This is a genomic window from Desulfurispora sp., from assembly GCF_052744395.1.
In genome coordinates this window covers 19,357-43,126 of the sequence record NZ_JBRAJI010000008.1, presented here as the reverse complement: position 1 = coordinate 43,126, position 23,770 = coordinate 19,357, and the positions used below count along the sequence as shown (strand labels likewise).

Annotated in this window: 16 protein-coding genes and 1 riboswitch; of the genes, 12 read left to right on the top strand and 4 right to left on the bottom strand. The window is 57.2% G+C overall.

Annotation, left to right across the window (positions count from 1 at the left end; all coding sequences use genetic code 11):
• Nucleotides 1-158 precede the first annotated feature (158 nt).
• Nucleotides 159-1,082: a cation diffusion facilitator family transporter gene (locus tag ACUVTU_RS03510; RefSeq protein WP_445888583.1), complete on the top strand. Its 924-nt coding sequence runs from the start codon at nucleotides 159-161 to the stop codon at nucleotides 1,080-1,082.
• Here the strand turns inward: ACUVTU_RS03510 and pruA are convergent.
• Nucleotides 1,079-4,072 (bottom strand): L-glutamate gamma-semialdehyde dehydrogenase, encoded by a 2,994-nt coding sequence (pruA, locus tag ACUVTU_RS03505; protein WP_445888582.1) that lies wholly within the window; start codon nucleotides 4,070-4,072, stop codon nucleotides 1,079-1,081. The genes ACUVTU_RS03510 and pruA overlap by 4 nt on opposite strands.
• Nucleotides 4,073-4,349: 277 nt before the next feature.
• Nucleotides 4,350-4,582, top strand: a riboswitch (cobalamin riboswitch).
• A gap of 105 nt (nucleotides 4,583-4,687) precedes the next feature.
• Here pruA and thiC point away from each other — a divergent pair.
• Nucleotides 4,688-5,986 (top strand): phosphomethylpyrimidine synthase ThiC, encoded by a 1,299-nt coding sequence (thiC, locus tag ACUVTU_RS03500; protein WP_445888581.1) that lies wholly within the window; start codon nucleotides 4,688-4,690, stop codon nucleotides 5,984-5,986.
• A 44-nt stretch (nucleotides 5,987-6,030) separates the two neighbouring features.
• Entirely contained in the window at nucleotides 6,031-7,305 is a 1,275-nt protein-coding gene (gene bzaB / locus ACUVTU_RS03495) for a B12 lower ligand biosynthesis ThiC-like protein BzaB (protein ID WP_445888580.1), read from the top strand.
• A gap of 10 nt (nucleotides 7,306-7,315) precedes the next feature.
• Here the strand turns inward: bzaB and ACUVTU_RS03490 are convergent, their stop codons facing one another.
• The 3 genes from ACUVTU_RS03490 to ACUVTU_RS03480 form a co-directional block, all read right to left on the bottom strand.
• Nucleotides 7,316-8,422, bottom strand: a complete 1,107-nt coding sequence (locus ACUVTU_RS03490) for a GerAB/ArcD/ProY family transporter (RefSeq protein ID WP_445888579.1) — start codon at nucleotides 8,420-8,422, stop codon at nucleotides 7,316-7,318.
• Nucleotides 8,423-8,440: 18 nt separating this feature from the next.
• Nucleotides 8,441-10,066, bottom strand: a complete 1,626-nt coding sequence (locus ACUVTU_RS03485; RefSeq protein ID WP_445888578.1) for a spore germination protein — start codon at nucleotides 10,064-10,066, stop codon at nucleotides 8,441-8,443.
• Nucleotides 10,067-10,250: 184 nt separating this feature from the next.
• Nucleotides 10,251-12,083, bottom strand: coding sequence for an acyl-CoA dehydrogenase (locus ACUVTU_RS03480; RefSeq protein ID WP_445888577.1), 1,833 nt, complete (start codon nucleotides 12,081-12,083; stop codon nucleotides 10,251-10,253).
• Between the two features lie 209 nt (nucleotides 12,084-12,292).
• Between ACUVTU_RS03480 and miaB the strand changes: the two genes are divergently transcribed.
• The 9 genes from miaB to hfq all read left to right on the top strand — a co-directional run bounded on the left by miaB (nucleotide 12,293) and on the right by hfq (nucleotide 23,727).
• Entirely contained in the window at nucleotides 12,293-13,636 is a 1,344-nt protein-coding gene (gene miaB / locus ACUVTU_RS03475; protein ID WP_445888576.1) for a tRNA (N6-isopentenyl adenosine(37)-C2)-methylthiotransferase MiaB, read from the top strand.
• Between the two features lie 28 nt (nucleotides 13,637-13,664).
• The gene (locus ACUVTU_RS03470) at nucleotides 13,665-14,060 is read left to right on the top strand and encodes a YlbF family regulator (RefSeq protein ID WP_445888575.1); all 396 of its coding nucleotides are present in this window, start codon (nucleotides 13,665-13,667) and stop codon (nucleotides 14,058-14,060) included.
• Between the two features lie 96 nt (nucleotides 14,061-14,156).
• Nucleotides 14,157-16,730: a DNA mismatch repair protein MutS gene (gene mutS / locus ACUVTU_RS03465; RefSeq protein WP_445888574.1), complete on the top strand. Its 2,574-nt coding sequence runs from the start codon at nucleotides 14,157-14,159 to the stop codon at nucleotides 16,728-16,730.
• Between the two features lie 29 nt (nucleotides 16,731-16,759).
• Nucleotides 16,760-18,436: a hydantoinase/oxoprolinase family protein gene (locus tag ACUVTU_RS03460; RefSeq protein ID WP_445888573.1), complete on the top strand. Its 1,677-nt coding sequence runs from the start codon at nucleotides 16,760-16,762 to the stop codon at nucleotides 18,434-18,436.
• Nucleotides 18,436-19,806 carry a histone deacetylase family protein gene (locus tag ACUVTU_RS03455; protein ID WP_445888572.1) on the top strand — a complete coding sequence of 457 codons (1,371 nt, stop codon included), beginning with the start codon at nucleotides 18,436-18,438 and terminating at the stop codon, nucleotides 19,804-19,806. The genes ACUVTU_RS03460 and ACUVTU_RS03455 overlap by 1 nt, the downstream gene beginning before the upstream one ends.
• 3 nt (nucleotides 19,807-19,809) lie before the next feature.
• Complete coding sequence (mutL, locus tag ACUVTU_RS03450; RefSeq protein ID WP_445888571.1) at nucleotides 19,810-21,669, top strand: DNA mismatch repair endonuclease MutL; 1,860 nt, start codon at nucleotides 19,810-19,812, stop codon at nucleotides 21,667-21,669.
• Nucleotides 21,666-22,478 (top strand): class I SAM-dependent methyltransferase, encoded by an 813-nt coding sequence (locus tag ACUVTU_RS03445; protein ID WP_445888570.1) that lies wholly within the window; start codon nucleotides 21,666-21,668, stop codon nucleotides 22,476-22,478. The genes mutL and ACUVTU_RS03445 overlap by 4 nt, the downstream gene beginning before the upstream one ends.
• An 11-nt stretch (nucleotides 22,479-22,489) precedes the next feature.
• Nucleotides 22,490-23,440 (top strand): tRNA (adenosine(37)-N6)-dimethylallyltransferase MiaA, encoded by a 951-nt coding sequence (gene miaA / locus ACUVTU_RS03440; protein WP_445888569.1) that lies wholly within the window; start codon nucleotides 22,490-22,492, stop codon nucleotides 23,438-23,440.
• A 44-nt stretch (nucleotides 23,441-23,484) separates the two neighbouring features.
• On the top strand, nucleotides 23,485-23,727 hold the full coding sequence (gene hfq, locus ACUVTU_RS03435) for an RNA chaperone Hfq (protein ID WP_445888568.1): 243 nt from the start codon (nucleotides 23,485-23,487) through the stop codon (nucleotides 23,725-23,727).
• The last annotated feature ends 43 nt before the right edge of the window (nucleotides 23,728-23,770 follow it).

The window sequence follows — 23,770 nt, the reverse complement described above, 5'->3', positions numbered from 1 at the left end:
AGATTGGTTACTGCCGGGATGGCTGAATGAAACGGTCAGTGAAAATGATAACAATAATTATTATGAACGTATAAAAAATAATTTGGCCTGGCAGGCTGACAAAGTCCGGTCAACCGAATATAATTAGGCCAGGAATACTTATCCGGGAGGGCGGAGCATTGCAACAATTTCAAAAGGCTAAATTTCAAGCCGCCCGGCTTTCCATTGCTTCCAATACAATATTGACTGTGGGCAAGCTGGCTGCCGGGCTGTTTATGGGATCGGTCAGTGTGATTTCCGAGGCCGTGCACTCCAGCCTGGATTTGCTGGCGGCCGTCATTGCCTACCTGGCGGTAAGGCAGTCCGCCCGGCCGGCCGATCAAGAGCACCGCTACGGTCACGGCAAATTTGAAAACCTGGCCAGCATTACCGAAGCTCTGCTCATCTTTGCTGCGGCGGTGTTGATCATATATCACAGTGTTCCGCGGCTGTTGCACCGGCAATTTGTCGTCCAGGGGCTGGACTGGGGTATGCTGGTGATGGGCCTGTCGGCCACAGTGAACTGGTTTATTTCCAGCCACCTGCTGCGGGTGGCCCGCCTGAGCGATTCGCCCGCCCTGCAGGCCGACGCTCTGCACCTGCGCACCGATGTTTATACTTCTCTGGGCGTGCTGGCCGGCATTGGGGGCATTCGCCTCACGGGCTGGTACTGGCTGGACCCGGCCATAGCCATGGTGGTGGCTCTGATGATCATCCGGGCGGCCTGGGAGCTGACCGCGGAATCTTTGCGCAGCATGCTGGACCAGTCCCTGCCGGCCGGTGAAGAAGAATTGATTTGTCAGGTGCTGCAAAAACATTCCGCCAGTTACGTTGCCTACCAGAACCTGCGCACCAGAAAGGCCGGCCCTTACCGCTACATTGACTTGCAGCTGGTAGTGCCGGCCCGTCTGACCACTGCTCAGGCCCATGCCATCTGTGATGCCATTGAACAGGATTTGCAAGACCAATTACAAAACCCGGATGTGATCATTCATGTGGAACCGTGTACGGCCGACTGCCAGCAGTGTCCGGTCTGTCCCGGCCGACCGGAAGGGAAAGCCTAGCATTCCTCCTCGGCAGGGGCAAAGCCGCGCCGCATCTGGTTCTCGGTCACTGTGCGCGGCACCATGAACTGCAGCAGGTAATCCGGCCCGCCGGCCTTGGAGCCCACACCCGACATTTTGAAGCCTCCGAAGGGATGGCGCTCCACAATCGCCCCGGTGCAGCCACGGTTGATGTACAGGTTGCCCACCCGGAACTCTCTTTTGGCCCTTTCAATATTTTCCGGACTGCGCGAGAAGACACCGCCGGTCAGGGCGTAGCGAGTACCGTTGGCCACCTGCAGCGCTTCGGTGAAATCTTTAACCTTGATCACCGCCAGCACAGGGCCGAAAATCTCTTCCTGAGCCAGCACGTGCTCCGGTTTAATATCGGCAAATATGGTCAGCGGCACATAGTGTCCCGGCAGCTCCACGTCCTCGCGGCTCAGGAGCAGCCGGCCTTCTTTTTTGCCCTGCTCAATGAAGCCCATGATCTTGCGCCGGGCCTGCTCATCTATTACCGCGCCCATGTAGGTTTCCGGGTTTACAGCCGGACCGATATTGATACTGCGCGCCGCCTGCACCAGCCGGTCCACAAACTTCTGATAGTTTTCCTCCAGGACAATCACCCGGGAACAGGCCGAACATTTCTGTCCCTGGAAACCAAAGGCCGAATACAGCGTATGCACAACCGCTTCGTCAATATCGGCGTCCGAGTCGATAATGATGGCGTTCTTGCCACCCATTTCTGCCACCACGCTCTTGACCCCCAGGGCCCCTTCCGGGGTGCGGGCAGCCAGCTCGATGATGCGCAGGCCCACTTCCATGGAGCCGGTGAAGGTGACAAAAGCAATATCGGGGTGGGTGACCAGGTAATCCCCAATGGCACCTCCGGGACCGGGCAGGAAGTTGAGCACGCCGGCCGGGAGTCCAGCCTGCTGGAAGATCTCGTATACTTTGGCCCCTGTGATGGGGGAGAGGGAGGCCGGCTTGTACACCACCGTGTTGCCGGTGACAATGGCGGCAGCAGTCATGCCCACCGAGATGGCCAGCGGGAAGTTCCAGGGCGCGATGACCGCGCCCACCCCCCGGGGTTCGTAGAATAGATGGCTGGTTTCCCCGGGGGCCCGGCCCATGCGCCGCTGTTGGGCCAGGCGGATCATTTCCCGCCCGTAATACTCCAGAAAGTCAATGGCTTCGGTAACATCGGCATCGGCTTCGCTCCAGTTCTTGCCCACCTCGTAGACCTGTAGCGCGGCCAGTTCCATACGCTGCCGGCGGGCCACCCCGGCGGCCCGGAAAAGCACTTCGGCCCGCTCGCGGGGCGAAGTATCCCGCCAGGCCGGAAAGGCCTGCTTGGCTGCTTCCACGGCCATCTGGGCCTCTTTGAGGGTGGCTGCCGCCACCCGGCCCACTACCTGGTCGGACTGGTTGGGGTTGGTGGAAATGATTTCCTCGGCGGTGAGCACTTCCCGTCCGCCAATGTACAGAGGGATTTTCCGGCCCAGCTCTTTGCCCACTTTTTCCAGAGCCCGGGCAAAGCGTTCCCGGTTTTCGGCTATGGTCCAGTCGATGACCGGTTCATTGGTAAAAGCGCCCTTGTCGCCGTACTCGGGAGCGCTGTAAACTTTCTCCGGCGGGGTGGGGTTTTCGGCCAGCAGTTCCAGAGGATTGCGCAGCAGCTGTTCCCGGGCCGTCCCTTCGGCAAAGCTCTGCCGCAGGAAGGACTCGTTGGCCGTGTTCTCCAGCAGCCGGCGTACCAGGTAGGCCATACCGGGCAGCATCTGACCAATGGGCGCATAAAGGCGCAAGGGCAGCCCCACTCTGCGCAGGGCGTTGCGTACTGGCTCGGCCATGCCGTACAGCACCTGGAATTCCAACCGCCCGTCGGGTACGTTCAGTTCTTTGGCTACCTCCCAGACATAGGCAATGCTTCTGATGTTGTGCGAAGCACAGGCAAAAGACACATACTGGTGGTTTTCCAGCAGGATGCGGGCCAGCTTTTCATAGTTGGCATCGGTTTCGTATTTATTGGTGAACACCGGGATTTCCCAGTTCTGCTGCCGGGCCAGGATGACCTCCTGATCCCAGTAGGCTCCTTTGACCAGGCGAATGGTAATGCGCCGGCCGCGGGCTTTAGCCCAGTCAATCAGATCGCGCAAATCCTGCTCGCTATCTTTCAGATAGGCCTGAATAACTATGCCGGCATGCTCGTAATCCTGGAATTCGGGTTCCTCCAGCAGCTTCCTGAACATGGCCAGGGTGAGGTTCTTCAGCCCGGTATGCTCCATATCCAGCAGGACCGCGGCGCCAATTTGTTTGGCCTGGCGAAAGAGGGGGCGCAGCCTTTTCAGCGCGGCCTCCACCGAGAAATCAAAGGCCCGGGCATTCATCTGGGAATACATGGCTGACGGTTTGATGGAAACATTGATTTTGGGCGAAAATCCCCAGTCCAGATCGCCCGGGCTGTTGCCCAGAGGTTTCCACTTGCTCTGCTCTCTGGCCAGGGTTTCGAAAAGTTCTATGTAGCGCTGGTAGAACTCGTCGGCCTCGGCTTCGGAAACCACCGCTTCCCCCAGCAGATCGACGGTGAAAGCAAAGCCTTCCTTGCGCAGCTTCTTCAATGTGGAGAGCGCATCGCGGGCGTCTTCCCCCACAATAAACTGCCGGGCCATGCCGGTGATGTTTTCTGAAATGGCCTTGGTGGCCACCTTGGCCACCAGCGAATTGGGCGAGACCAGCTTGAGACCCCACTGCAGGCTGCTGGGGAAGTCTTGATCGGGGCGGCAGAAATACTCTTGAATGTGTTTGGCTACCGAAACCGACGAGCTCAGGCTGGGGAAAACGTCAACAAAGCGGAACATTTCCACTTTGAAGGCTTCGTTGCGCATACACCAGTCCATTATTTTGCCCGACCAGAATTCTTTTTTGAAAACCGACGGGGCATCTCCCTCAATGAGCTGGTAAATTTTCAGACCGGTTTCTTTAATCCTTTTTTCCAGTTCCTGTGCCATTCTAAACCCCTCTTTTCCCAACGGTGTAGATTTAAATAAAATGTCACATCTTGAAATATACTGGCAAAATAGTTGAGAAGAAAAACAATATTCTGTATACAAGCGGCGCTTGTAAGCAGAAATATTTTATCATAATCAACTGAGTAGTGAAAAGATTTATTTGATGCCAAAATAAATTGTTGCCTGCTGGCAGGAAAATTGCCGGAAGCAGAGAATACACTCACATTATTACGGGTGGTATTATTTCCCGTCGGTTCAGGTTTCGAGATTGCTGTAAAACTGCATATGTCCGGCAGGTGCTTTGCCCGGGGCCGGGAGAGTCCCGGGGCAAGGAGAATAGGGAAGACCGGCAAACCCGCTGCCCAGGTGCTTTGCGCAGGGTTTGAAACGGCGCGGTCCCGCCACTGTATGCGGTGAGTCCGGTTCGAGCACCACTGGCCGTCAGGCCGGGAAGGTGAGCCGGGATGATGACCCGTGAGCCAGGAGACCTGCCTGCCGGATGCTCGCTGGTAGCCACGCGGCAGGGCTACAGGTTTACTGTGCGATGATGGTAAAGTCCACAGCTCTTGTTGAAAGAGTTGTGGGCTTTTTTACATCTTCAGGGGAGGTTTGATTATGACCACAATTTTGGAACTGGCCCGGCAGGGCGAAGCAACAGCGGCCCTCAGGCAGGTGGCCCGTCAGGAAAATGTTTCCGAGGAACAATTGCTGGAAGAAGTAGCGGAGGGCCGGGCGGTGGTGCTGGCCGGTCAGCGGCGTCCCCGCTGCCGGCCGGTGGGGATCGGGCGCCTGCTGCGCACTAAAGTGAGCGCCAGTGTGGGCATGTATGGTCGCTCGGTCCACCCGGACGCGGAGTGGGAAAAGGTGCAGGCCGCTCTGGGAGCCGGCACCGATACCCTGATGGACCTCAGTGTCAGCGGTCCCATTGATGTTCTGCGCCGGAAAATTCTGGACGAAGCCGGGCTGCCTCTGGGCACACTGCCCCTTTATCAGGCGCTGGCCGTGGCCCGGGAGAAATATGGCCACCCTTCGTCCATGACTGTGGAAGATCTTTTTGCGGTGATTGAACAGCAGGCCCGGGAGGGGGTGGACTTTCTGGCCGTGCATGCCGGAGTGACCTGGCCGGTGCTGGAGCGGGCCCGCCGCGCCGGGCGGCAGGAGATGCTGGTCAGTTTTGGTGGCAGCCATCTGATTGGTTGGATGGTGCACAACCAGCGGGAAAACCCTCTCTATGAGCAGTTTGACCGCCTGCTGGACATCTGCCGGCGCTATGACACGGTGCTTGCTCTGGCCGATGCCTTTCGGCCGGGCTGTCTGGAGGACTCGCTGGATGCACCACAGGTGCAGGAGCTGATTGTGCTGGGTGAGCTGGTCAGACGGGCCCGCCAGGCCGGGGTGCAGATCATGGTCAAAGGGCCGGGGCACGTTCCCCTGCACCACCTGTCGGCCACGGTTACCCTGCAGAAAAGCCTGTGCCAGGGCGCTCCCTATTTTGTCTTCGGTCCGGTGGTCACCGACATCTCCCCCGGCTACGACCACATCAGCGCGGCCATTGGCGGGGCGCTCAGCGCTCTGGCCGGCGCCGAATTCCTGTGCTATGTGACAGAAGCCGAACACACCGGTTTGCCCGATGCCGGGCAGGTGCACGAAGGGGTAATCGCCGCCCGCATTGCCGCCCACGCTGCCGATCTGGCCCGGGGGCTGCCCGGTGCTGCCGAGTGGGATAATGAACTTTCCCGGGCCCGCAAAAATCTGGACTGGGAAAAACAAATGGCCCTGGCCATTGACCCCCGGCGGGCCCGCCAGCAGCGGCAGAAAACCAGTGCCGCTTCGGCCGCCTGTGCCATGTGCGGTAAATACTGCGCCATGCAGGTGATCGCGCAGTATCTGGATAAACCGGTACATTCCTGTTAACTATTGCCGGAAGCATAAAAATATTTACCGGAAGGTGATGCTGCATGACCCAGTTATTAAAAGCCCGGGCCGGCGAAATTACCCCCGAAATGCTGGCCGTGGCCGGAGCGGAAAACATCGCCCCGGAAGTGGTACGGGACAGAGTGGCCCGGGGCACCGTAGTCATACCCAAAAACAAAAACCGCCGGCTGGAAAAAGTCTGTGGCATTGGCGAAGGGCTGCGGGTTAAGGTCAATGCCCTCATCGGCACTTCCAGCGACCGGGACGATCCGGCCCTGGAGGAAAGGAAAATCCGCGCCGCCCTGCGGGCCGGTGCCGATGCCTTTATGGATTTGAGCACCGGGGGCGACATTGACGGCATGCGCCGGCTCACCCTGGCCACGGCCGGAGTACCCGTAGGCAGCGTGCCGCTCTACCAGGCAGCAGTGATGGCCATAGAACAGCGCGGTTCGGTGGTGGCCATGACTGCCGAAGACATATTTTCCGTCATTGAAAAACAGGCCGCCGAGGGTATGGACTTCATGGCCATACACAGTGCCCTGAATTTTGATGTATTAAAGCGATTGCAGGAAACCGGCCGCATTAACGATATTGTCAGCCGGGGCGGGGCCTTTATGACCGGCTGGATGCTGCACAACCAGCAGGAGAATCCGCTTTATGAGCAGTTCGATCGCCTGCTGGAGATATTGCGGGAATATGATGTCACTTTGAGTGTGGGCGATGCCATCCGCCCCGGCTGCACGGCCGACTCGCTGGACGCCGCCCAGCTCCAGGGGCTGATGGTGGCCGGGCAGCTGGTGGCCCGGGCCCGGGCCGCCGGGGTGCAGGTGATGGTGGAAGGTCCCGGCCATGTGCCGCTGCACCACGTCCCGGCCACCATGCTGTTGCAAAAGCGCCTCTGTCAGCAGGCACCCTATTATATTCTGGGTACCCTGTCCACCGACATTGCTCCCGGCTACGACCACATCAGCGCCGCCATCGGGGCGGCCCTGGCCGGACAGAGCGGAGCCGACTTCCTCTGCTATGTTACTCCGGCCGAACATCTGGGTCTGCCCACCGAGGATGATGTTTACACCGGGGTGATGGCCGCCCGTCTGGCCGCCCATGCCGCCGATCTGGCCCGGGGCAACCGCCTGGCCTGGCAGCAGAGCCGGGAAATGGGGCAGGCCGCCCGGCGGGGGGACTGGCAGCGCTGGGCTGACCTGGCCCTGGACCCCCACCGCCTGGCCGCCGCTCTGGAGCAGCAACGCCCCGAGCCCTGTCCGGTGTGCGGGGAAAATTGCCTGTGTACCACAGCGGCGGCATTTCTGGCCGGCTAAACAGGTCTGGTTACTGCTCCCTTTGCCTGCGCACCAGGGCAATGAGCCAGATCAGGGGGATGATGGCCGCTTCTAACAGGAATACGGCCCAGGCTATATACTCGCTGTAGGTATCGAAGACAAAAAGATCCAGCGGATAGGCGGTCAGGTACACGGTGAGCAGGCCTACAGGCAGGAGCAATATTTTTCGGTCCAGGCCGGTCAGCTTCTGCAGGCCGGCCGTGATCAGGTAAGCAAAGGGGCCCTGGGTGGTGATGATAGTGATCATATTCATGTACATAAAAATTATCTCGATCCGCTGCACTATTTCCAGTTTGGTGAGGGAGATCAGGGTCATCACCGGATAGAGCTCGCTCTGTAGGGCTGCGGTGGAAAAAACTCCCGTGGTAATGATGCTCATTAAAGTATAGACCGCGGTGGTGATAGTGATGCCGGCGGCCAGGGCCCGGCCGGCCCGGGGCCTGTCCTGCGGTTTGAGCAGGGGAAACAGGAGCAGGAAAATGATAATGCCGTCGTAGGCGTATTTGGTTTGCATAACAGCCAGGGCAATATTTTTCCAGCCGGCATCCCCCACGGGCAACAGGTTGCCCCAGTTGATCTCCGACCAGGGGGAAATAACCATAAATGTGGCCAGAACCAGTAAAAACCCGAACAGTTCGGCCAGCCTGGTAATGGCCTGCAGTCCACACCAGGCCAGATACAGTCCGGGCAGGAGGGTCAGGGTGGCCAGCACCCAGCGGGGGGTGCGGGGCAGCGACCAGAGCTGCACCACATCGACATAAGACCGGGTTCCTACCGCCAGTGCTCCCAGGCAACTGACAATCAGAAAAACAATAATCAGTACGCTGAGTGGTTTACCCAGTATGCGAGGCAGATAGGTGTATAGATCCTGACTGGGAAAGCGGGTGGCCAGGCCCAGCATGAACAGGCCCAGCAGGATGAACAGCAAGCCCCCCAGCAGGGCGCTGATCCATCCGTCGTGCCCGGCCGCTTTGGCCAGCTGGCGCGGCAGGATGGCTATGCCGGTGCCAATCTGTACGGCCGTGATGGTCAGGGCCAGCTGGGTGATGGTAATACTATTGTGCTGTCCGCCGGGGTGCGCTTTTTTGTCGGCCATAGATCACCTCAAAAAGTTTCAGCGGGATGGGCGCTCCTGCCGGGAAACTCTTTGCCGGATGGCGTCCAGGGGCCGCAAATAGTCGGGACGGCGGGAAAGCAGGCGCCAGGGGGCCCGGATAAAGGTATCCCGGATGTCGCTATAAAACAGCGGCATGACCGGTGCCCAGAAGGGTACGGTCAGGCTGCGCATGCTGGACAGGTATATGGTCAGCATATATACTCCCACCGCCATGCCAAATCCCCCCAGCAGGGCGGCCAGGATACTGAAGACAAAGCGCAGCAGCCGGATACCGTAAGCGGTATCAAAAGAAGGAATGGTCAAAGAAGAAAGCGCGGTCAGGGCCACTACAATGACCATAATCGGGCTGACCAGATCGGCTTTGACTGCCGCATCGCCGATGACCAGGCCGCCCACGATGGAGATGGTAGGGCCCAGTGTGCCCGGGATGCGCAGACCGGTTTCCCGGAGCACTTCCAGGGTCAGCTCCATGAATAAAACCTCCACCAGCGGGCCGTAGGGCAGGCGGGAACGGTCCTGGGCGATGGCGATGATCAGGCCCTGGGGAATCAGTTCGTAATGGAAGTAAACCACAGAGATATAGGTAGCCGGCAGCAGCAGGGCCACCAGCACGGCCAGCAAGCGCAGCAGGCGGATGAAACTGGACATGATCCAGCGCTGGTAGTAGTCGTCGGGGCTTTGAAAAAGCTGCCAAAAGGATACTGGCAGGATCAGGGCGAAGGGGCTGCCATCCACCATCAGGGCGGCCCGCCCTTCCAGCAGGTTGGCTACCATCCGGTCGGGCCGTTCCACCGTTAGGGCCTGAGGAAATACCGCATTGGGATGGTCGGCAATCATCTGCTCCAGGTAACCGGTGTCCAGCACGCCGTCAATCTGGATTGTTTGCAGGCGTTTTTCAATTTCCTGCAGGTATGCCGGCGGGGTCAAATCGCGCACGTAGAACAGGGCCACATCGGTCTGAGTGCGCTGGCCGACTTTATAAATGTTCACCTTTAAATCGGGATCCTTGATGCGCCGCCGGATCTGGGTGATGTTGATGCGCAGCACTTCGGTGAAACCTTCCTGGGGGCCGCGGATGGTGGATTCGGTAATGGGTTGGCCTACCGGGCGGGCCGGGTAGGTGATGACATCAAAAATATAGGCATATTCCAGCCCGTTTACAAACAATACGGCCAGGCCGGTGAGGATGGCGGTCAGCACATCCGGCATCTGGCGGCTTTTTTTCATTTTGGCCGTGTTCACTGCCGGATTTTCTTCCAGGCAGAGCAGGGCCTTTTCCCCGGCAAAGACCAGGGGGGCCAGGATATCCCGGTTGACCACGTCCAGATCCACCATACCATCCAGGTAGGCAATGGCCAGCTTGTTGTAGCACTGGCCGCTCAGGGGGATCTCCCGCAGCACAAAATCGGGCGCATTGCTGAAGGCCTGTTGCAGAAACTGGATATTGGCGGTCAGTTCGCGCTGCACCGGCTGCGGCAGCATCTCCGCCGGCTGGGGGTTGTGCACAGCCTGAGCGGCCTTGTTTTCTCCGCTGGTGGCCTGGAACTGCTCCTGTTTTTTGATTTTCCCCTGCCGCAGACTGCTCAGGGGCTGTGGCTTAATTATTCTGGTGCGCCGGGACATATTTTCCCTCTCCTCTGACACCATCAATCATACCTGGAAATGCTTGCTGATTTTATTGTTTGCATTTTCATTAGAGGATATTAGCCAGGAGAAAAGAAGGGCAGCCCTTTTTCCGAGCTGCCCTGATGTATTTGGAGATGGCAGATAACCTGTGGATTTGTGTCATACTGGATCCTGTCCGTGATTAATATTCAAAAGCTTCCTCCGGGACGTCCAGTACCGAGGTGTCGGCATCGGCCATAATGCCGGCTACGGTCATGATTTCGGGTACAATGTTGCGTACATAATAGCGGGCTGCTTCCACTTTACCCCGGTAGAAGGCATAGTCGAAATGCCCTTCGCCCAGTTGAGCGATCTGGTTCTGGGCCAGTACGGCCTGCTCCATGATCAGGGCACCGCAGTAAAGTTTGGCCGTGCAGTGCAGGATGCGGGTGGCGTAGAGCGGCAGCATTTCATATTTCTGCTGCATGTAGAAGCCCATGGCGGTTTTCTGAATCGACCGGTAGGTCTGGAAGGCCTGGGCCAGCATTTGGTATTCGCGGCTGAACTCGGGCAGTCCTTTAAACGACTCAATGGTTTTGTGCAGCTCGGCCATCCAGCCCTGGAACACCTGGCCATTCTTCATGGTCCACTTGCGGCCGATCAGATCCATGGCCTGGATGTAGTTGGTGCCTTCCCAGATGGAGTAGATCTTGCAGTCGCGGGCGGCCTGGGCTACCGGGTATTCTTCGGAGAAGCCGTATCCGCCGTAAACCTGGATGGCATCGGCCACCAGCGGCCAGACCACATCGGAAGCGTAGGCCTTGATCAGCGGTGTGTTTACGTCCACCAGGGCTTCAGCAAAGGCCTTTTTCTCCTGATCCGGCTCGTGGAGCAGCACGTCAATATGAAAGGCGGTCTTGTAGATCATGGCCCGCACTGCTTCATTGTGGGCCTTCAGGTTCATCAACATGCGCCGCACATCGGCGTGCTTGATAATGGGTACCCGTTCACCTTTGGGGTTGGTGATGGGCCGTCCCTGGATGCGCTCGCGGGCATACTGGGCGGCATTGTGGTAGGCCACGGCGGCCACGGCCAGAGCCATCAGGCCGGTCTCAAAGCGGGCACCGTTCATCATCTGGAACATCTGGGCCATGCCCTGGGCCTGCCCTTTTTCATCGGGGGGATCCCCCACCAGGTAGCCGTAACAGTCATTGTTGTCACCAAAACTGAGCATGGCGGTAGCCGAACCCTTCAGGCCCATCTTATGCTCCACAGCCACACAGGTAACATCGTTGGAGCCGGTTATTTCGCCCTGTTCATTAATGCGGTTCTTGGGCACCACGAACAGCGAGATGCCTTTGGTGCCCGGAGCGGCACCTTCGATGCGGGCCAGCAGCAGGTGGATGATGTTTTCTGTCAGGTTGTGATCGCCGCCGGTGATAAAGCATTTGGTTCCCTTGATTTTATAAACACCGGGGGTATCGGTAGGATAGGCCCTGGTCAAAATGTCGCCCACATCCGAGCCGGCATGCGGTTCGGTCAGGCACATGGTGCCCGTCCAGGTGCCGTCCATCATTTTGGGCAGGAACATTTCCTTGAGCCAGTCACTGCCAAAGGTCTGAATCAGCCGGGCTGCCCCGGTAGTAGCTCCCACGTAGGGGACAAAAGCCGGGTTGGCACCCAGCATAAACTCGTTCACTGCGGTCAATACGGTTTCCGGCAGGGCAGCTCCGCTCTCATGGTCCAGGTTGCTGCTACCCCAGCCGTTTTCCTGAACGAAACGGTAGGCTTCCTTGAAAGATTCAGGCAGGATAACCTCTCCGTCTACCAGACGGGCCGGGTTCTTATCGCCCTCTTCGTTGGTGGGAGCCAGAATCTCCCGGCACATTTTGTGCGCCTGGTCCAGGATCATGTCGATGTCTTCTACACTGTAGGACTCTTTGAAGGCGTCGTAAGCAAAGATTTGTGTCATGGGTAGCCATTCTTTGAGGATAAACTTGTGATCCCTGGTGTTCAGCAAAAAGTTGGCGGCCATGTTATTACCCCTTTTTACCAGAATTACTGCAGGTGGACTTATCTATAATTTTGATCCTAAATGACCATTCAGTCAATAGAAAAATTCGCACTTGGCTAAATTTTTGTTATTTTGAACGGACGGATACCTGGCAAAAAACTTTGGTTGGAAAAATAAAATCATGATATAATACATAGCACCAAAGCATGCAGGATGAACCGTATGGCGAAATGTTGGTGAACAAAATGCAGAACTATCATGTTATTACTTTTGGTTGCCAGATGAATGAGTATGACAGCGAGGTCATGTCCGGTTTGCTGGAACAAATGGGCTACCAGGCCGCTTTGCAGCCCGAAGATGCCGATGTTATCCTGGTCAATACCTGCTGTGTCCGCCAGAGTGCGGAAAACAAGATTCTGGGCTTGATCGGCCGGCTGCGCAAATACAAAAAGGCCCGGCCCCACCTGATCATAGGGGTCGGGGGGTGCATGACCCAGCAAAAAGAAACCGCGCAAAGGCTTAAAGAGCGCTTTCCCCACCTGGATTTTATTTTTGGTACACACAATACGCACGAACTGCCGGATTTGATTGAACAGGCCCGGACCGGCAAAAAGCGCCTGCTGGCCTGGCAGGAGGAGAGTGTGGGCCTGCCCGAGGGTCTGCCCGTAAAACGCCGCAGCGGCATCAAGGCCTGGGTGCCCATAATGCTGGGGTGTAACAATTTCTGTACTTACTGTATTGTGCCCTATGTACGGGGGCGGGAGAGAAGCCGTCTTCCTGCACAGATCCTGCAGGAAGTCCGGAGCCTGGTGGAGCGGGGTTACAAAGAAGTTACCCTGCTGGGGCAGAATGTGAATTCCTACGGCCGGGATCTGGAGAACGGTATGAATTTTGCCGGTTTGCTCCGGTTGCTGGCCGGGGAGACCGGCATTTCCCGGCTGCGGTTTGTCACCAGCCACCCCAAAGATTTCAGCCCGGACCTGATTGAGGTGATGAAAGCCTGCCCGGCCATTTGCGAACACATCCATCTCCCTGTGCAGGCCGGCAGCGACCGGGTGCTTAAGGAAATGAACCGCAAATACAACCGGGAATATTACCTGTCCCTGGTGGAAAATATTTACCGGGAGATTCCCGGGGTGGCCATTACTACCGACATCATGGTCGGATTTCCCGGGGAAACGGACGATGACTTCGCCCAGACCATGGACTTGGTGCGGCGAGTCCGGTTCGCCAATGCCTACATGTTTGTTTACAATCCCCGCCGGGGTACTCCGGCGGCACAGCGGCCCGATCAGGTACCTGAGGAGGTTAAGGTAGCGCGGATCAAAGAGCTGGTGGAAACCCAGAACCGGATCACCCTGGAACTCAACCAGGCCGAAGTCGGGCGTGTCCACGAGGTGCTGGTGGAGGGAGTGAGCAAAACCAATCCGGGAGTGCTCAGCGGTCACACCCGCACCAATAAGACCGTGCTGCTGGAAGGGCAGCACATCGCCCCCGGTGATATTGTTCCGGTAAAAATCACCCGGGCTACTTTAACCTATCTGGAGGGAAAACCCGTAGCCGGTTTTTCATAAATTAAATTTATTTTAGGAGGTTTTGGTTTTGTCTGCTATTTTGCAAAAAGCCCGCGAACTGGGCGAGGAGATTTCTCGTTCCGCTGAACTTCAGGAAATGCTGGCCGCCCAGCAGGCCATGCTCGGCAGCCCGGAAGCAGCGGCGTTGATTGAAGAATTCAACAGAAAACAAAAGTACTATATGACCATTCAAAGACAGGGGCTGGAATTGACCGACAGCCAGAAGCAGGACATTGCCGACCTGGAAGAAAGAATGCTGGACAACGAGCTGGTGCTGGGATTTTTCCGGGCCCAGCAGAATTTTGAGAAAATCCTGGAGGAGATTAACAACATTATCAGCCAGGCCATTTCGGGTCAGGCTGCCTGCAGCGCGGACAGTTGTTCGGATGAATGCTGCTCCAGCTGCAGCGGATGTGGTGTGTGAGAACTGTTTAAAACCGCGTGTTCTTTCCCGACAGAGCTGTCGGCTTTTCTTTTTTCAGATAATTCTTTATGCTATAATTGAACAGGAGGGATCGCTTTGGCTTACACCCCCATGATGGAACAGTATCTGCAAATCAAGTCCCAGTATCCGGAAGCCATCCTGTTTTTCCGCCTGGGGGATTTTTACGAAATGTTTTTTGATGACGCCCTGCTGGCAGCGCGGGAACTGTCCATCACTCTCACCGGTCGCGACGCCGGAGCGGGCGAAAGAGTGCCCATGTGTGGCGTGCCCTATCACGCCGCCGATACTTATATTGAAAAACTGATTAACAAAGGATATAAAGTAGCTATTTGTGAACAGGTGGAAGATCCGGCCCAGGCCCGGGGGATAGTGCGGCGGGAAGTAATCCGGGTTTTGACCCCGGGTACTTATTTGCCCCGTCAAAAGGAGCAGCAGCACAATTACCTGGCCGCGGTCTTTCTTTCCGAACGGCACTACGGTCTGGCTGTTGCCGATGTGACCACCGGCCTGCTGCAGGCCACGCAAATCGACGGCCCGGAAAAAGAAGGGCAATTACTGGCCGAGCTGACCAGAACCATGCCGGCCGAAATTTTGCTGCCGGCCGGTCAGGTGACCGACCGGCTGGTTGAAGAAGTGAAAAAGCGGCTGGCCCCTGCCGTGACCGCTCTGGAGGAGGGATACTTTTGCTCCGACAGAGCCGGACGGCACCTGGAGCAGGTGCTGGGTGCCCGCTGGCGCAACAGCGGGGTGGCCGCCTATCCCGGGGCGCTGGTGGCCACGGGAGCCCTGCTGGCCTACCTGCTGGAAACACAGAAAAATTCCCTGGGCCAGTTCCGCAGTATTCAGGTGTATACTGCCGGCCAGTATATGATTCTGGATGCCGGCACCCGGCGCAACCTGGAACTGGTTCATTCCCTGCGGCACCGGGAACGCTGGGGTACCCTGCTCTGGGTACTGGACAAAACCAGAACCGCCATGGGGGGCAGGATGCTGCGCAGCTGGTTGGAACAGCCCCTGCTGGATGTGGAGCAAATCAACCGGCGCCTGGACGCTGTCGCTGAACTGGTGGAGGACACATTTTTAAGACAGACGCTGCAAAAACATCTGAAAGGCATTTATGACCTGGAAAGACTGGCCACCAGAACTCTCTATACTACCATCAATGCCCGCGATATGCTGGCGCTGCGCCAGTCCCTGCTCCTGCTGCCCGAGATTGTCTCGGTCTGCCAGAACTGCCGCACCAGCCTGCTGCGGGAGCACCCGCCGGTCACCGGTGCTCTCAAGGAGCTGGGAGATTACCTGCTGGCGGCGCTGGCGGATGACCCGCCCGCCTCCCTTAAGGAAGGCAACCTGATTAAAAGCGGTTTTTCCGCACAGGTGGACCAGCTGCGCCGGGCGGCCGATCATGGCCGCAGCTGGCTGGCCGAACTGGAAAGCCGGGAGCGGGAGCGTACCGGCATCAAGTCCCTGAAGATCAGTTACAACAAGGTTTTCGGCTACTACATCGAGGTCACCCGAGCGAACCTTGCCGCAGTTCCTGCCGATTACCAGCGCAAGCAGACTCTGGCCAATGCGGAGAGGTTTATTACTCCCGCCCTCAAGGAACTGGAACAGCAAATCCTGGGTGCGGAAGAAAGCCTGATTCAGCTGGAATATAATATCTTCAACCAGATTCGGGAAAAGGTGGCCGGACAAATCGAAATGCTCCAGCAGACCGCTCGCTGGCTGGCCACCGTGGATGCCCTGGTAGCACTGGCCGAGGTAGCTGTAACCTCGGGTTACACCCGGCCGTTGATTACAGAGGATACCGTATTGTACATCGAAAACGGCCGCCATCCGGTGGTGGAGAAAGTGCTGGATGACGGGTCCTTTGTCCCCAACGACCTGCGTCTGGACAAGCAAACGCGCCTCATCCTGCTCACCGGGCCCAACATGGCCGGTAAAAGTACATACATGCGGCAGGTGGCCTTGATTGTGTTGATGGCCCAGGCCGGCAGTTTCGTGCCGGCCGACCGGGCGATAATCGGACTGGTGGATAGAATTTTTACGCGGATAGGGGCGGCGGACGACCTGGCGGCAGGAGAAAGCACCTTCATGGTCGAAATGAAAGAGTGCGAAATAATAGTAAAAAATGCCAGTCCGCGCAGCCTGATTATTATGGATGAAGTGGGGCGGGGGACCAGCACCCATGACGGCATCTGTCTGGCCAGGGCGCTGCTGGAACATATTGCTGTGCATATCCGGGCCCGCACCTTGTTTTCTACGCACTACCATGAGCTGACCGCGCTGGATTGCCTGCCCGGCGTGGCCAATTACACCATGGCCGTGCTGGAGCAAGACCAGCAGGTCTGCTTCCTGCGCCGGGTCATACCCGGCCGGGCCGATAAGAGTTACGGTTTGCACGTGGCCGCCCTGGCCGGCCTGCCAGCCGAGATCATCCGGCGGGCGGGGGAAATTCTGGCCGATATCGAAAGCCGGGAAATTTCAGCTGCCGGCTGCCGGAACACTGCGGCCGGTGTTCGTCAGGACCGGCAACCGGCCTGTCCGGGCTGTGCCCGTATTAACGCGGTGTTGCAGGATATAGATATCAACCATATCACACCGGTGCAGGCGTTGAATATCCTGGCCCAACTGTGTGCAGATAAGTGAAAAGGGTAATTTGCCGGGGGGGTGTATGTGTGTTCATTGGCATAGATGTGGGAGGAACATTCACCGATGCCGTGCTGCTCGATCGGGGTATGATCAGGGCAACGGCCAAGGTGGTCACACGGCAGGATCTGCTGTCCTCCCTGCTGGAGGCTCTGGATTGCATCCTGCATGGCGTCTCACCCGATCTGATTGAGCGGGTGGTTTTCAGCACTACCGTGATCACCAACCTGATTGCCGAGAAAAAATATGACCCGGTAGGCCTGATCATCATCCCCGGTCCCGGTCTCAGCCACGACCACTACCGTTTTGCCACCCCAACCCATATCATTAGCGGTGCCATTGATTACCGGGGCCGGGAAATCATCCCCCTGGATCTCAAACAGGTGGAGCGGGCGGTGGAACAGCTGGAGGCGGCCGGTTACAACAAAGTGGCCGTGGTGGGTAAATTCTCCTCCCGCAATAACAAACATGAAAAAGAGATAGAAAAGTATATCAAACTGCTGCACCCCCAGTGGCAGGTGGAACTGGGGCACATGGTGGCCGGCCAGTTGAATTTTCCCCGGCGCATTGTTTCCACAATGCTCACCTGTGCCACCCGGGACAAATATGAATTTTTTGTGCGTTCGGTTTTTCAGGCCCTGGAACAGCGCGGACTGAAGGCGGAAATATATATTCTGCGGGCCGACGGGGGCACCATGCGGCTGAAAAATTCCATCAGATCGCCTATAGAAACCATTTTCAGCGGGCCGGCGGCCAGCACGCTGGGCGTACAGGCGCTGCTGCCGCCCGGTGAAACTGCCGTGGTGGTGGATATTGGCGGCACCACTTCCGACCTGGCTTTGCTGCTTAGTGGTCAGCCCCTGCTGGCTACCCGGGGAGTTTGTATCTACAATCAGTTAACCCATGTGCGGGCCCTGGCTGTAAAATCTGTGCCCGTGGGCGGCGATACCACGCTGGGCCGGCAGGAGAGTCGCATCATTCTTCAGTCCGGCAGGCAGGGTCCACCCTTTTGCCTGGGCGGACCCGCCCCCACCCCTACAGACGCCCTGCGCGTTCTGGGGCTGTTTCACCGGGGGGATTATGACCGGGCCTGCCAGGCCATGTATCAGCTGGGAGACGGGCTGAACTTGAGCTGTACCGAAATTGCGGTACGGGTAGCTGATCTGGTGGTGGACACCATTGTGCAGGAAATCAATGAGATGTTCAAGAGCTGGGAGCAGGAGCCCAGTTACCGGGTCTGGGAGGTTTTGCAGAAGAAAAAAGTCCGCCCGACCACCGTGGTGGGGGTGGGCGGAGGCGCATCCGGCCTGATTGCCCAGATTGCCTCCCGGATGAACTGCCAGCCCGTACTGCCTCCCTATGCCAGTGTGGCCAACGCCATTGGTGCAGCCGTGGCCCGGCCCACCCTGCGGGTAAGCCTGCGCGCCGATACTCAGCAGGGAATATATACCATTCAGGAAGAGGGCTTTCAGGGGAAAATAGAGGAAAGTAATTTCAACGAGGAAAAAGCTATTGCCCTGGCCCGGACCTGGTTGCAGCGGCGGGCGGAAAACGCCGGCCTGTCCGGTTCGCTGGGCGAGGTAGAGATCATCCGGCGGGAAGTATTCAATGTTGTGCGTAACTGGGTTACCTGCGGCAAGATTTTTGATATTGGTGTCCAGACCCAGCGCGGTATACTGCACTATGTTGGGGGAGGTGGTCGTTGATGTCCGGCAAAACCGGCCTGGTTTTCTTTCCTGCTTTCGACTGGTCCATCTCGCCCACGCACCCGGAGAGGGAGGAGCGGCTGTTGTACACCAGAGACACAATCTTTGAAGAGGGTGTCCTGGATTTGCCCAACATTGAAGAGCTGGCTCCCCGGCTGGCCACCTTTCACGATATCGCCCGGGTCCACTTTTGCGTGCCCCGGGTGCAGAGCCAGGTTACCGAGGCCCATCTGATTGCGGCCGGTGCCGCCATGCTGCTGGGTGACCTGATTATGGAAGGCCGGTTGCAAAACGGCTTTGCCCTGGTTCGGCCGCCGGGACATCACGCCATGCGGGTGGTGCACGGCAACCGGGGGTTTTGCAATATCAATAACGAAGCTGTGCTGGTGGAATACCTGCGCCGCCGGCATGGTGTGAAGAAAATTGCCATAATTGATTCCGATGTGCACCACGGTGATGGCACGCAGGAGATATTCTACCACGATCCCGATGTTTTGTTCATTTCATTCCACCAGGATGGACGCACTATTTATCCGGGTACCGGATTTACCCATGAGCTGGGCGGGCCCCTGGCTTATGCCCGCACGCTGAATATACCCCTGCCCCCGGGTACTACCGATGAAACCTTTCTCTATGTGGTTGATCAGCTGATCTTGCCCGTCCTGCAGGATTTTGCCCCCGATTTTGTGATCAACTCGGCCGGTCAGGATAACCACTACACGGATCCGCTGGGCAGCATGCGTTTTACCGCCCAGGGCTATGCCGAGTTTACCCGGCGCCTGAACCCCCACCTGGCCGTGCTGGAAGGCGGTTATGCCATCGAGTCGGCCCTACCCTATGTAAATCTGGCCATTTTGCTGGCCCTGTCGGGCCATGATTATTCCTGTGTTCGCGAGCCGGACTACTGGCCGGGCAAGTTCCAGGAGAGCCCGGAACGGCTTGACCAGGTGAAAAGAATGGTAGATAATTTACTGGGGATCTGGGAAAATAGGGACCGGGCTGATATAGAAAAACTGTTTGGTACAGGTAAATTCTATCAGCGCAAGAAAAATATCTACTACGATACTGATTACATTGAAGAAGAACAGTTTGAAAAAGTGCGGATGTGTCCGCAATGTCCGGGATATATCATCATCGAATCCCGGGCCAACCGGGGTTACGGATCGCCCAGCCGCATCTTTGCGGTTTCCGTGCCTTTTCAAGCCTGCTCCGGCTGTCAGGCGGAAGCCGCCGATGCCTATGAGCGGGCCAAAAAAGAGGGCAGATTTGACTATGTTTATTTGCAGGATAAAACTACCGATACCTACATGTCCTATGAGCGGGCCAAGAATCAGGAATGGTGTTCGGAGGGTCCCCGTTCGGAGGTGTGATATTTGCCCAGGATCAACATTTTGCCCCCGGCCCTGGCCAATTTGATTGCCGCCGGGGAGGTGGTGGAACGTCCCGCTTCGGTGGTCAAGGAGCTGCTGGAGAACTCCTTTGATGCCGGTGCCCGCCGTATAGAGGTGGAAATCAGGGAGGGGGGCACGAAGTATATTGCTGTGCGGGACAACGGCCTGGGTATGGATGCCGCCGACCTGAAGCTGGCCGTGCAGCGGCACGCCACCAGCAAGATCGCTGGATTGCCCGATCTGGATCATATTACTACGCTGGGTTTTCGCGGCGAGGCCTTGCCCAGCATTGCCGCCGTCAGCAGGCTGCTGATCAGTTCCCGTACCCGGCACGATGTACAGGGGCACCAGATTATTGTGCACGGTGGTGAGACGATTGGTTTTTCTCCTGTCGGCTGTCCGGCAGGAACTTTTGTTTGTGTGGAGGATTTGTTTTACAATACACCGGCCCGCCGCAAATATCTGAAATCTGTGTCAGCCGAGGCCGCCGCCATCAGCGATTACATCACCAGGCTGGCTCTGGCCCGACCCGATATAAGCATCATTTACAAGAACAATCAGCGTCTGTGCCTGCATACTCCCGGCAGTAGCAGGCTTTTGGATGTGCTCTGTGCTGTTTACGGCGGGGAGGTGGGCCGGCAAATGCTACCGGTTTCCGGTACCGGGGATGGGCTGCAGCTCGCCGGTTATATTTCCCCGCCAGCCCTGCAGCGCAGTACGCCCCGCTATATTACCACCCTGGTCAATCAGCGCTATGTCCGGTGCCGGACCATTTTACAGGCCCTTTTGGATGTATATCAGAGTTTCTTGCCCGCCGGGCGGTATCCGGTGGCCGTGCTCAACTTGCACATCGATCCCCGCCGGGTGGATGTAAATGTCCACCCGGCCAAAATGGAAATAAAGCTGCAGGACGAACAGGAGGTTTTTATCCTGGTGCGCCGGGCCATCCGGGATGCGCTGGCCGGGACCGACCCGGTACCGGTGCTGGGCTGGCATAAGACCGGTATGGCCCGGGGGAATAACCTGCCGGCAGCACCGGCACCGGCAGAAGGGACCGCTGTCTCGCCACCGGCGGCATACTGCAGCACGGGCAGTATGGAAAAAGGTACGGCAGGTTTTCTACTGGAGCACCGGGAACAGGTTGGAGAACGGGTGGAAGGACAGATTAGAGAACCTCCTCCGCCCGAACCATACCGGCCGGTGTCCGCTGCGGGTGGGAAACCGGAAACCCTGTTTTCCGGACCGGAAAAAACCGTGCTGCCGGATATGACTCCAGTGGGCTTTTTGCCTCCCGTGTATATACTGGCCACCGATCAGGTTAATTTCTATATTATTGACCACCATGCCGCCCATGAGCGAATTTTATACGAAGAGCTGCTGCAGGCCTATAACCACAGTCCCTCCATGCCCCAGAGGCTGCTGGTGCCCCGAACCCTGCATTTTAGTTTTCGGGAAGCCCAGCTTTTGCAAGAACACCGGGATCTGCTGGAGAGAATGGGACTGTCGCTGGAATTTCTGGGTGGAAACAGCTTTTTGCTGCGCAGCTGGCCGGTTGTTTTGCCGGATGACGAACACCTCATTTACGATATTGCAGCCGCTCTGCAGAAGTTAACAGCCGAAAGAAATCTCACTCCGGCCAACCTGCTCAAGCAGATGGCCCGGATGGCCGCCTGCAAGTCTGCCGCCAAAGCCGGTCAGGCCCTGACCGAATCCGAGATCAGAGAACTCCTGGCCCGGCTGCGGGATACGGAAAACCCTTATCAGTGTCCGCACGGCCGGCCGACCATTCTGAAAAAGCCCTTGCTGGAGATTGCCGCTCATTTTAAGAGAAGCCACAGTTGAAAGGCAGGTTGCAAGTAGCCGTCATGACCAGTGCTGTAACCACCACGCTGCATCCGGAGATTCCTGTGCTGGAAAAAGCCGCGCAGGCCGCCCGGGATCTGCTATGGCCCTGTATCCCCAGAGAAAAAAACAGCCTGGAGAAAATCCTCCGGCAGAACAATTTGCAGGGCTTGCTGGTTATTGGTAAAAATAAAAATGTTTATACGGACGGCCGGACCGACTTGTTTTTCCATCCAGGCATGGCCAAACTGCGTATAAAAGGAATTTTGGCCGGGAAAACTGACCAAATGATCAAAGCCATGGATCTGCAGCCGGGAGATGTGGTGTTGGACTGTACTCTGGGTCTGGCCGCCGATGCCATTGTGGCCGCCTTTGTGGTTGGTGAAACCGGCAGCGTTACCGGTTTGGAGAACAGTTCCCTGCTGGCCTGGCTGGTTAAAGACGGGCAGGCGACCTATCAGGATAAAGAGATACCGCCCTTGAACCTGGCCCTGCGCCGGATCAAGGTGCAGACGGCGGATCATATGACCTACCTGTCGACCCTGCCGCCGGAAAGTGTGGATGTTGTATATTTTGATCCCATGTTTCGCCATCCTCTGCAGCGTTCATCGTCCATGCTGCCGCTACGCCGGCTGGCCGATCACCGTCCCGTGTCGCCAGAAGCCATTCGGCTGGCCCTGCGGGTGGCCCGGAAAAGGGTGGTGCTGAAAGAGACCAGGAATAGCGGGGAATTTGAGCGGCTGGGTTTTCGTGAGGTATCCGGCGGCAAATATGCGCCTGTTGCCTTTGGAATTATCAGGAAAGCGTGAGGGCGGGGCTGATGGTGCAGAAAACTGAGCAAACGCTGCTGGTGATCACCGGCCCCACGGCCACAGGCAAAACGGCGCTGTCGGTGGAATTGGCCCGGCAAATTGGCGGTGAAATTATCTCTGCCGATTCTATGTTAATTTACAAGTATATGGATATCGGTACGGCCAAACCCACTTTAGAGGAACGCCGGGGCATTCCGCATTACATGATTGATATTGTCGAGCCGGACCAGGAATACAGCGTGGCGCTGTATCAGCAGGAAGTGGAAAGAATAATTCCTGCTGTGCTGGCCCGGGGCAAGCTGCCCATGCTGGTGGGGGGCACCGGTTTATATATCCGTTCGGTGGTGGCCGGTTTCCACTGCAGCCACATCGGCAAGGATGAAGCTTTTCGCCGGGAGATGCAGCAACTGGCCCGGGAAAAGGGCAATATTTACCTGCATGAAATGCTGGCCCGGGTTGATCCGCCCGCGGCCGGCCGCCTGCATCCCAACGATCAGAAACGGATTATCCGTGCTCTGGAGGTCTACCATTTAAGTGGCAAACCTTTTTCCTGGCACAATCAACCCCGGAATAACCGGGAGGTGCCGTACCGTATCCGGCAATGGGGACTGACCATGGACCGGGAATTGCTCTACCGGCGGATCAACCAGCGGGTGGATGAAATGTTGCAACAGGGGCTGGTGGAGGAGGTGCGCTGGCTGCTGGAACAGGGGTATTCTCCCACCCTTACTTCCATGCAGGGGCTGGGTTATAAAGAGATCGCCGCCTATCTGGAGGGGCAGGTTCCATTGCCTCTGGCTGTGGAGAACCTGAAGCGCAATACCCGGCGTTTTGCCAAAAGACAATTAACCTGGTTTAGAGGCGATCCTGCCATCAAGTGGTTGGATGCCAGCCTGCCGCTGGAGTCTTTAGTGTTACAAATTTCCAGAGATCTGGCAGGATTATCCCCGGGAATGTAGAACAAGAATTATGCATAGAGATAAATACATATGGAGGGAATCCAATGACCAAACCACAAATAAATCTGCAGGATGCTTTTTTAAACCAGGTACGCAAGGAAAATATCCTGGTGACCATTTACCTGGTAAATGGTTTTCAGCTCCGGGGACAGGTCAGGGGCTTTGATAACTTCACCGTGATTCTGGAAAGTGATGGTAAACAAATGATGGTTTACAAACATGCCATATCTACGATCAGCCCGCTGCGCCCCGTGAACACCAATTTTTCCGAAAACAGGCCTTCCTGAAAAGAATCCGGCCCAACCGGTCTCTCCACCGAGAGACCTGTTG

Bases quoted from the DNA above. Each gene is read 5' to 3' on its own strand.
- ACUVTU_RS03490 (WP_445888579.1), bottom strand. From the start codon at position 8,422: ATGGCCGACAAAAAAGCGCACCCCGGCGGACAGCACAATAGTATTACC.
- miaA (WP_445888569.1), top strand. From the start codon at position 22,490: ATGGTGCAGAAAACTGAGCAAACGCTGCTGGTGATCACCGGCCCCACG.
- ACUVTU_RS03480 (WP_445888577.1), bottom strand. From the start codon at position 12,083: ATGGCCGCCAACTTTTTGCTGAACACCAGGGATCACAAGTTTATCCTC.
- miaB (WP_445888576.1), top strand. From the start codon at position 12,293: ATGTTGGTGAACAAAATGCAGAACTATCATGTTATTACTTTTGGTTGC.
- pruA (WP_445888582.1), bottom strand. From the start codon at position 4,072: ATGGCACAGGAACTGGAAAAAAGGATTAAAGAAACCGGTCTGAAAATT.
- bzaB (WP_445888580.1), top strand. From the start codon at position 6,031: ATGACCCAGTTATTAAAAGCCCGGGCCGGCGAAATTACCCCCGAAATG.
- ACUVTU_RS03455 (WP_445888572.1), top strand. From the start codon at position 18,436: ATGTCCGGCAAAACCGGCCTGGTTTTCTTTCCTGCTTTCGACTGGTCC.
- ACUVTU_RS03485 (WP_445888578.1), bottom strand. From the start codon at position 10,066: ATGTCCCGGCGCACCAGAATAATTAAGCCACAGCCCCTGAGCAGTCTG.
- hfq (WP_445888568.1), top strand. From the start codon at position 23,485: ATGACCAAACCACAAATAAATCTGCAGGATGCTTTTTTAAACCAGGTA.
- thiC (WP_445888581.1), top strand. From the start codon at position 4,688: ATGACCACAATTTTGGAACTGGCCCGGCAGGGCGAAGCAACAGCGGCC.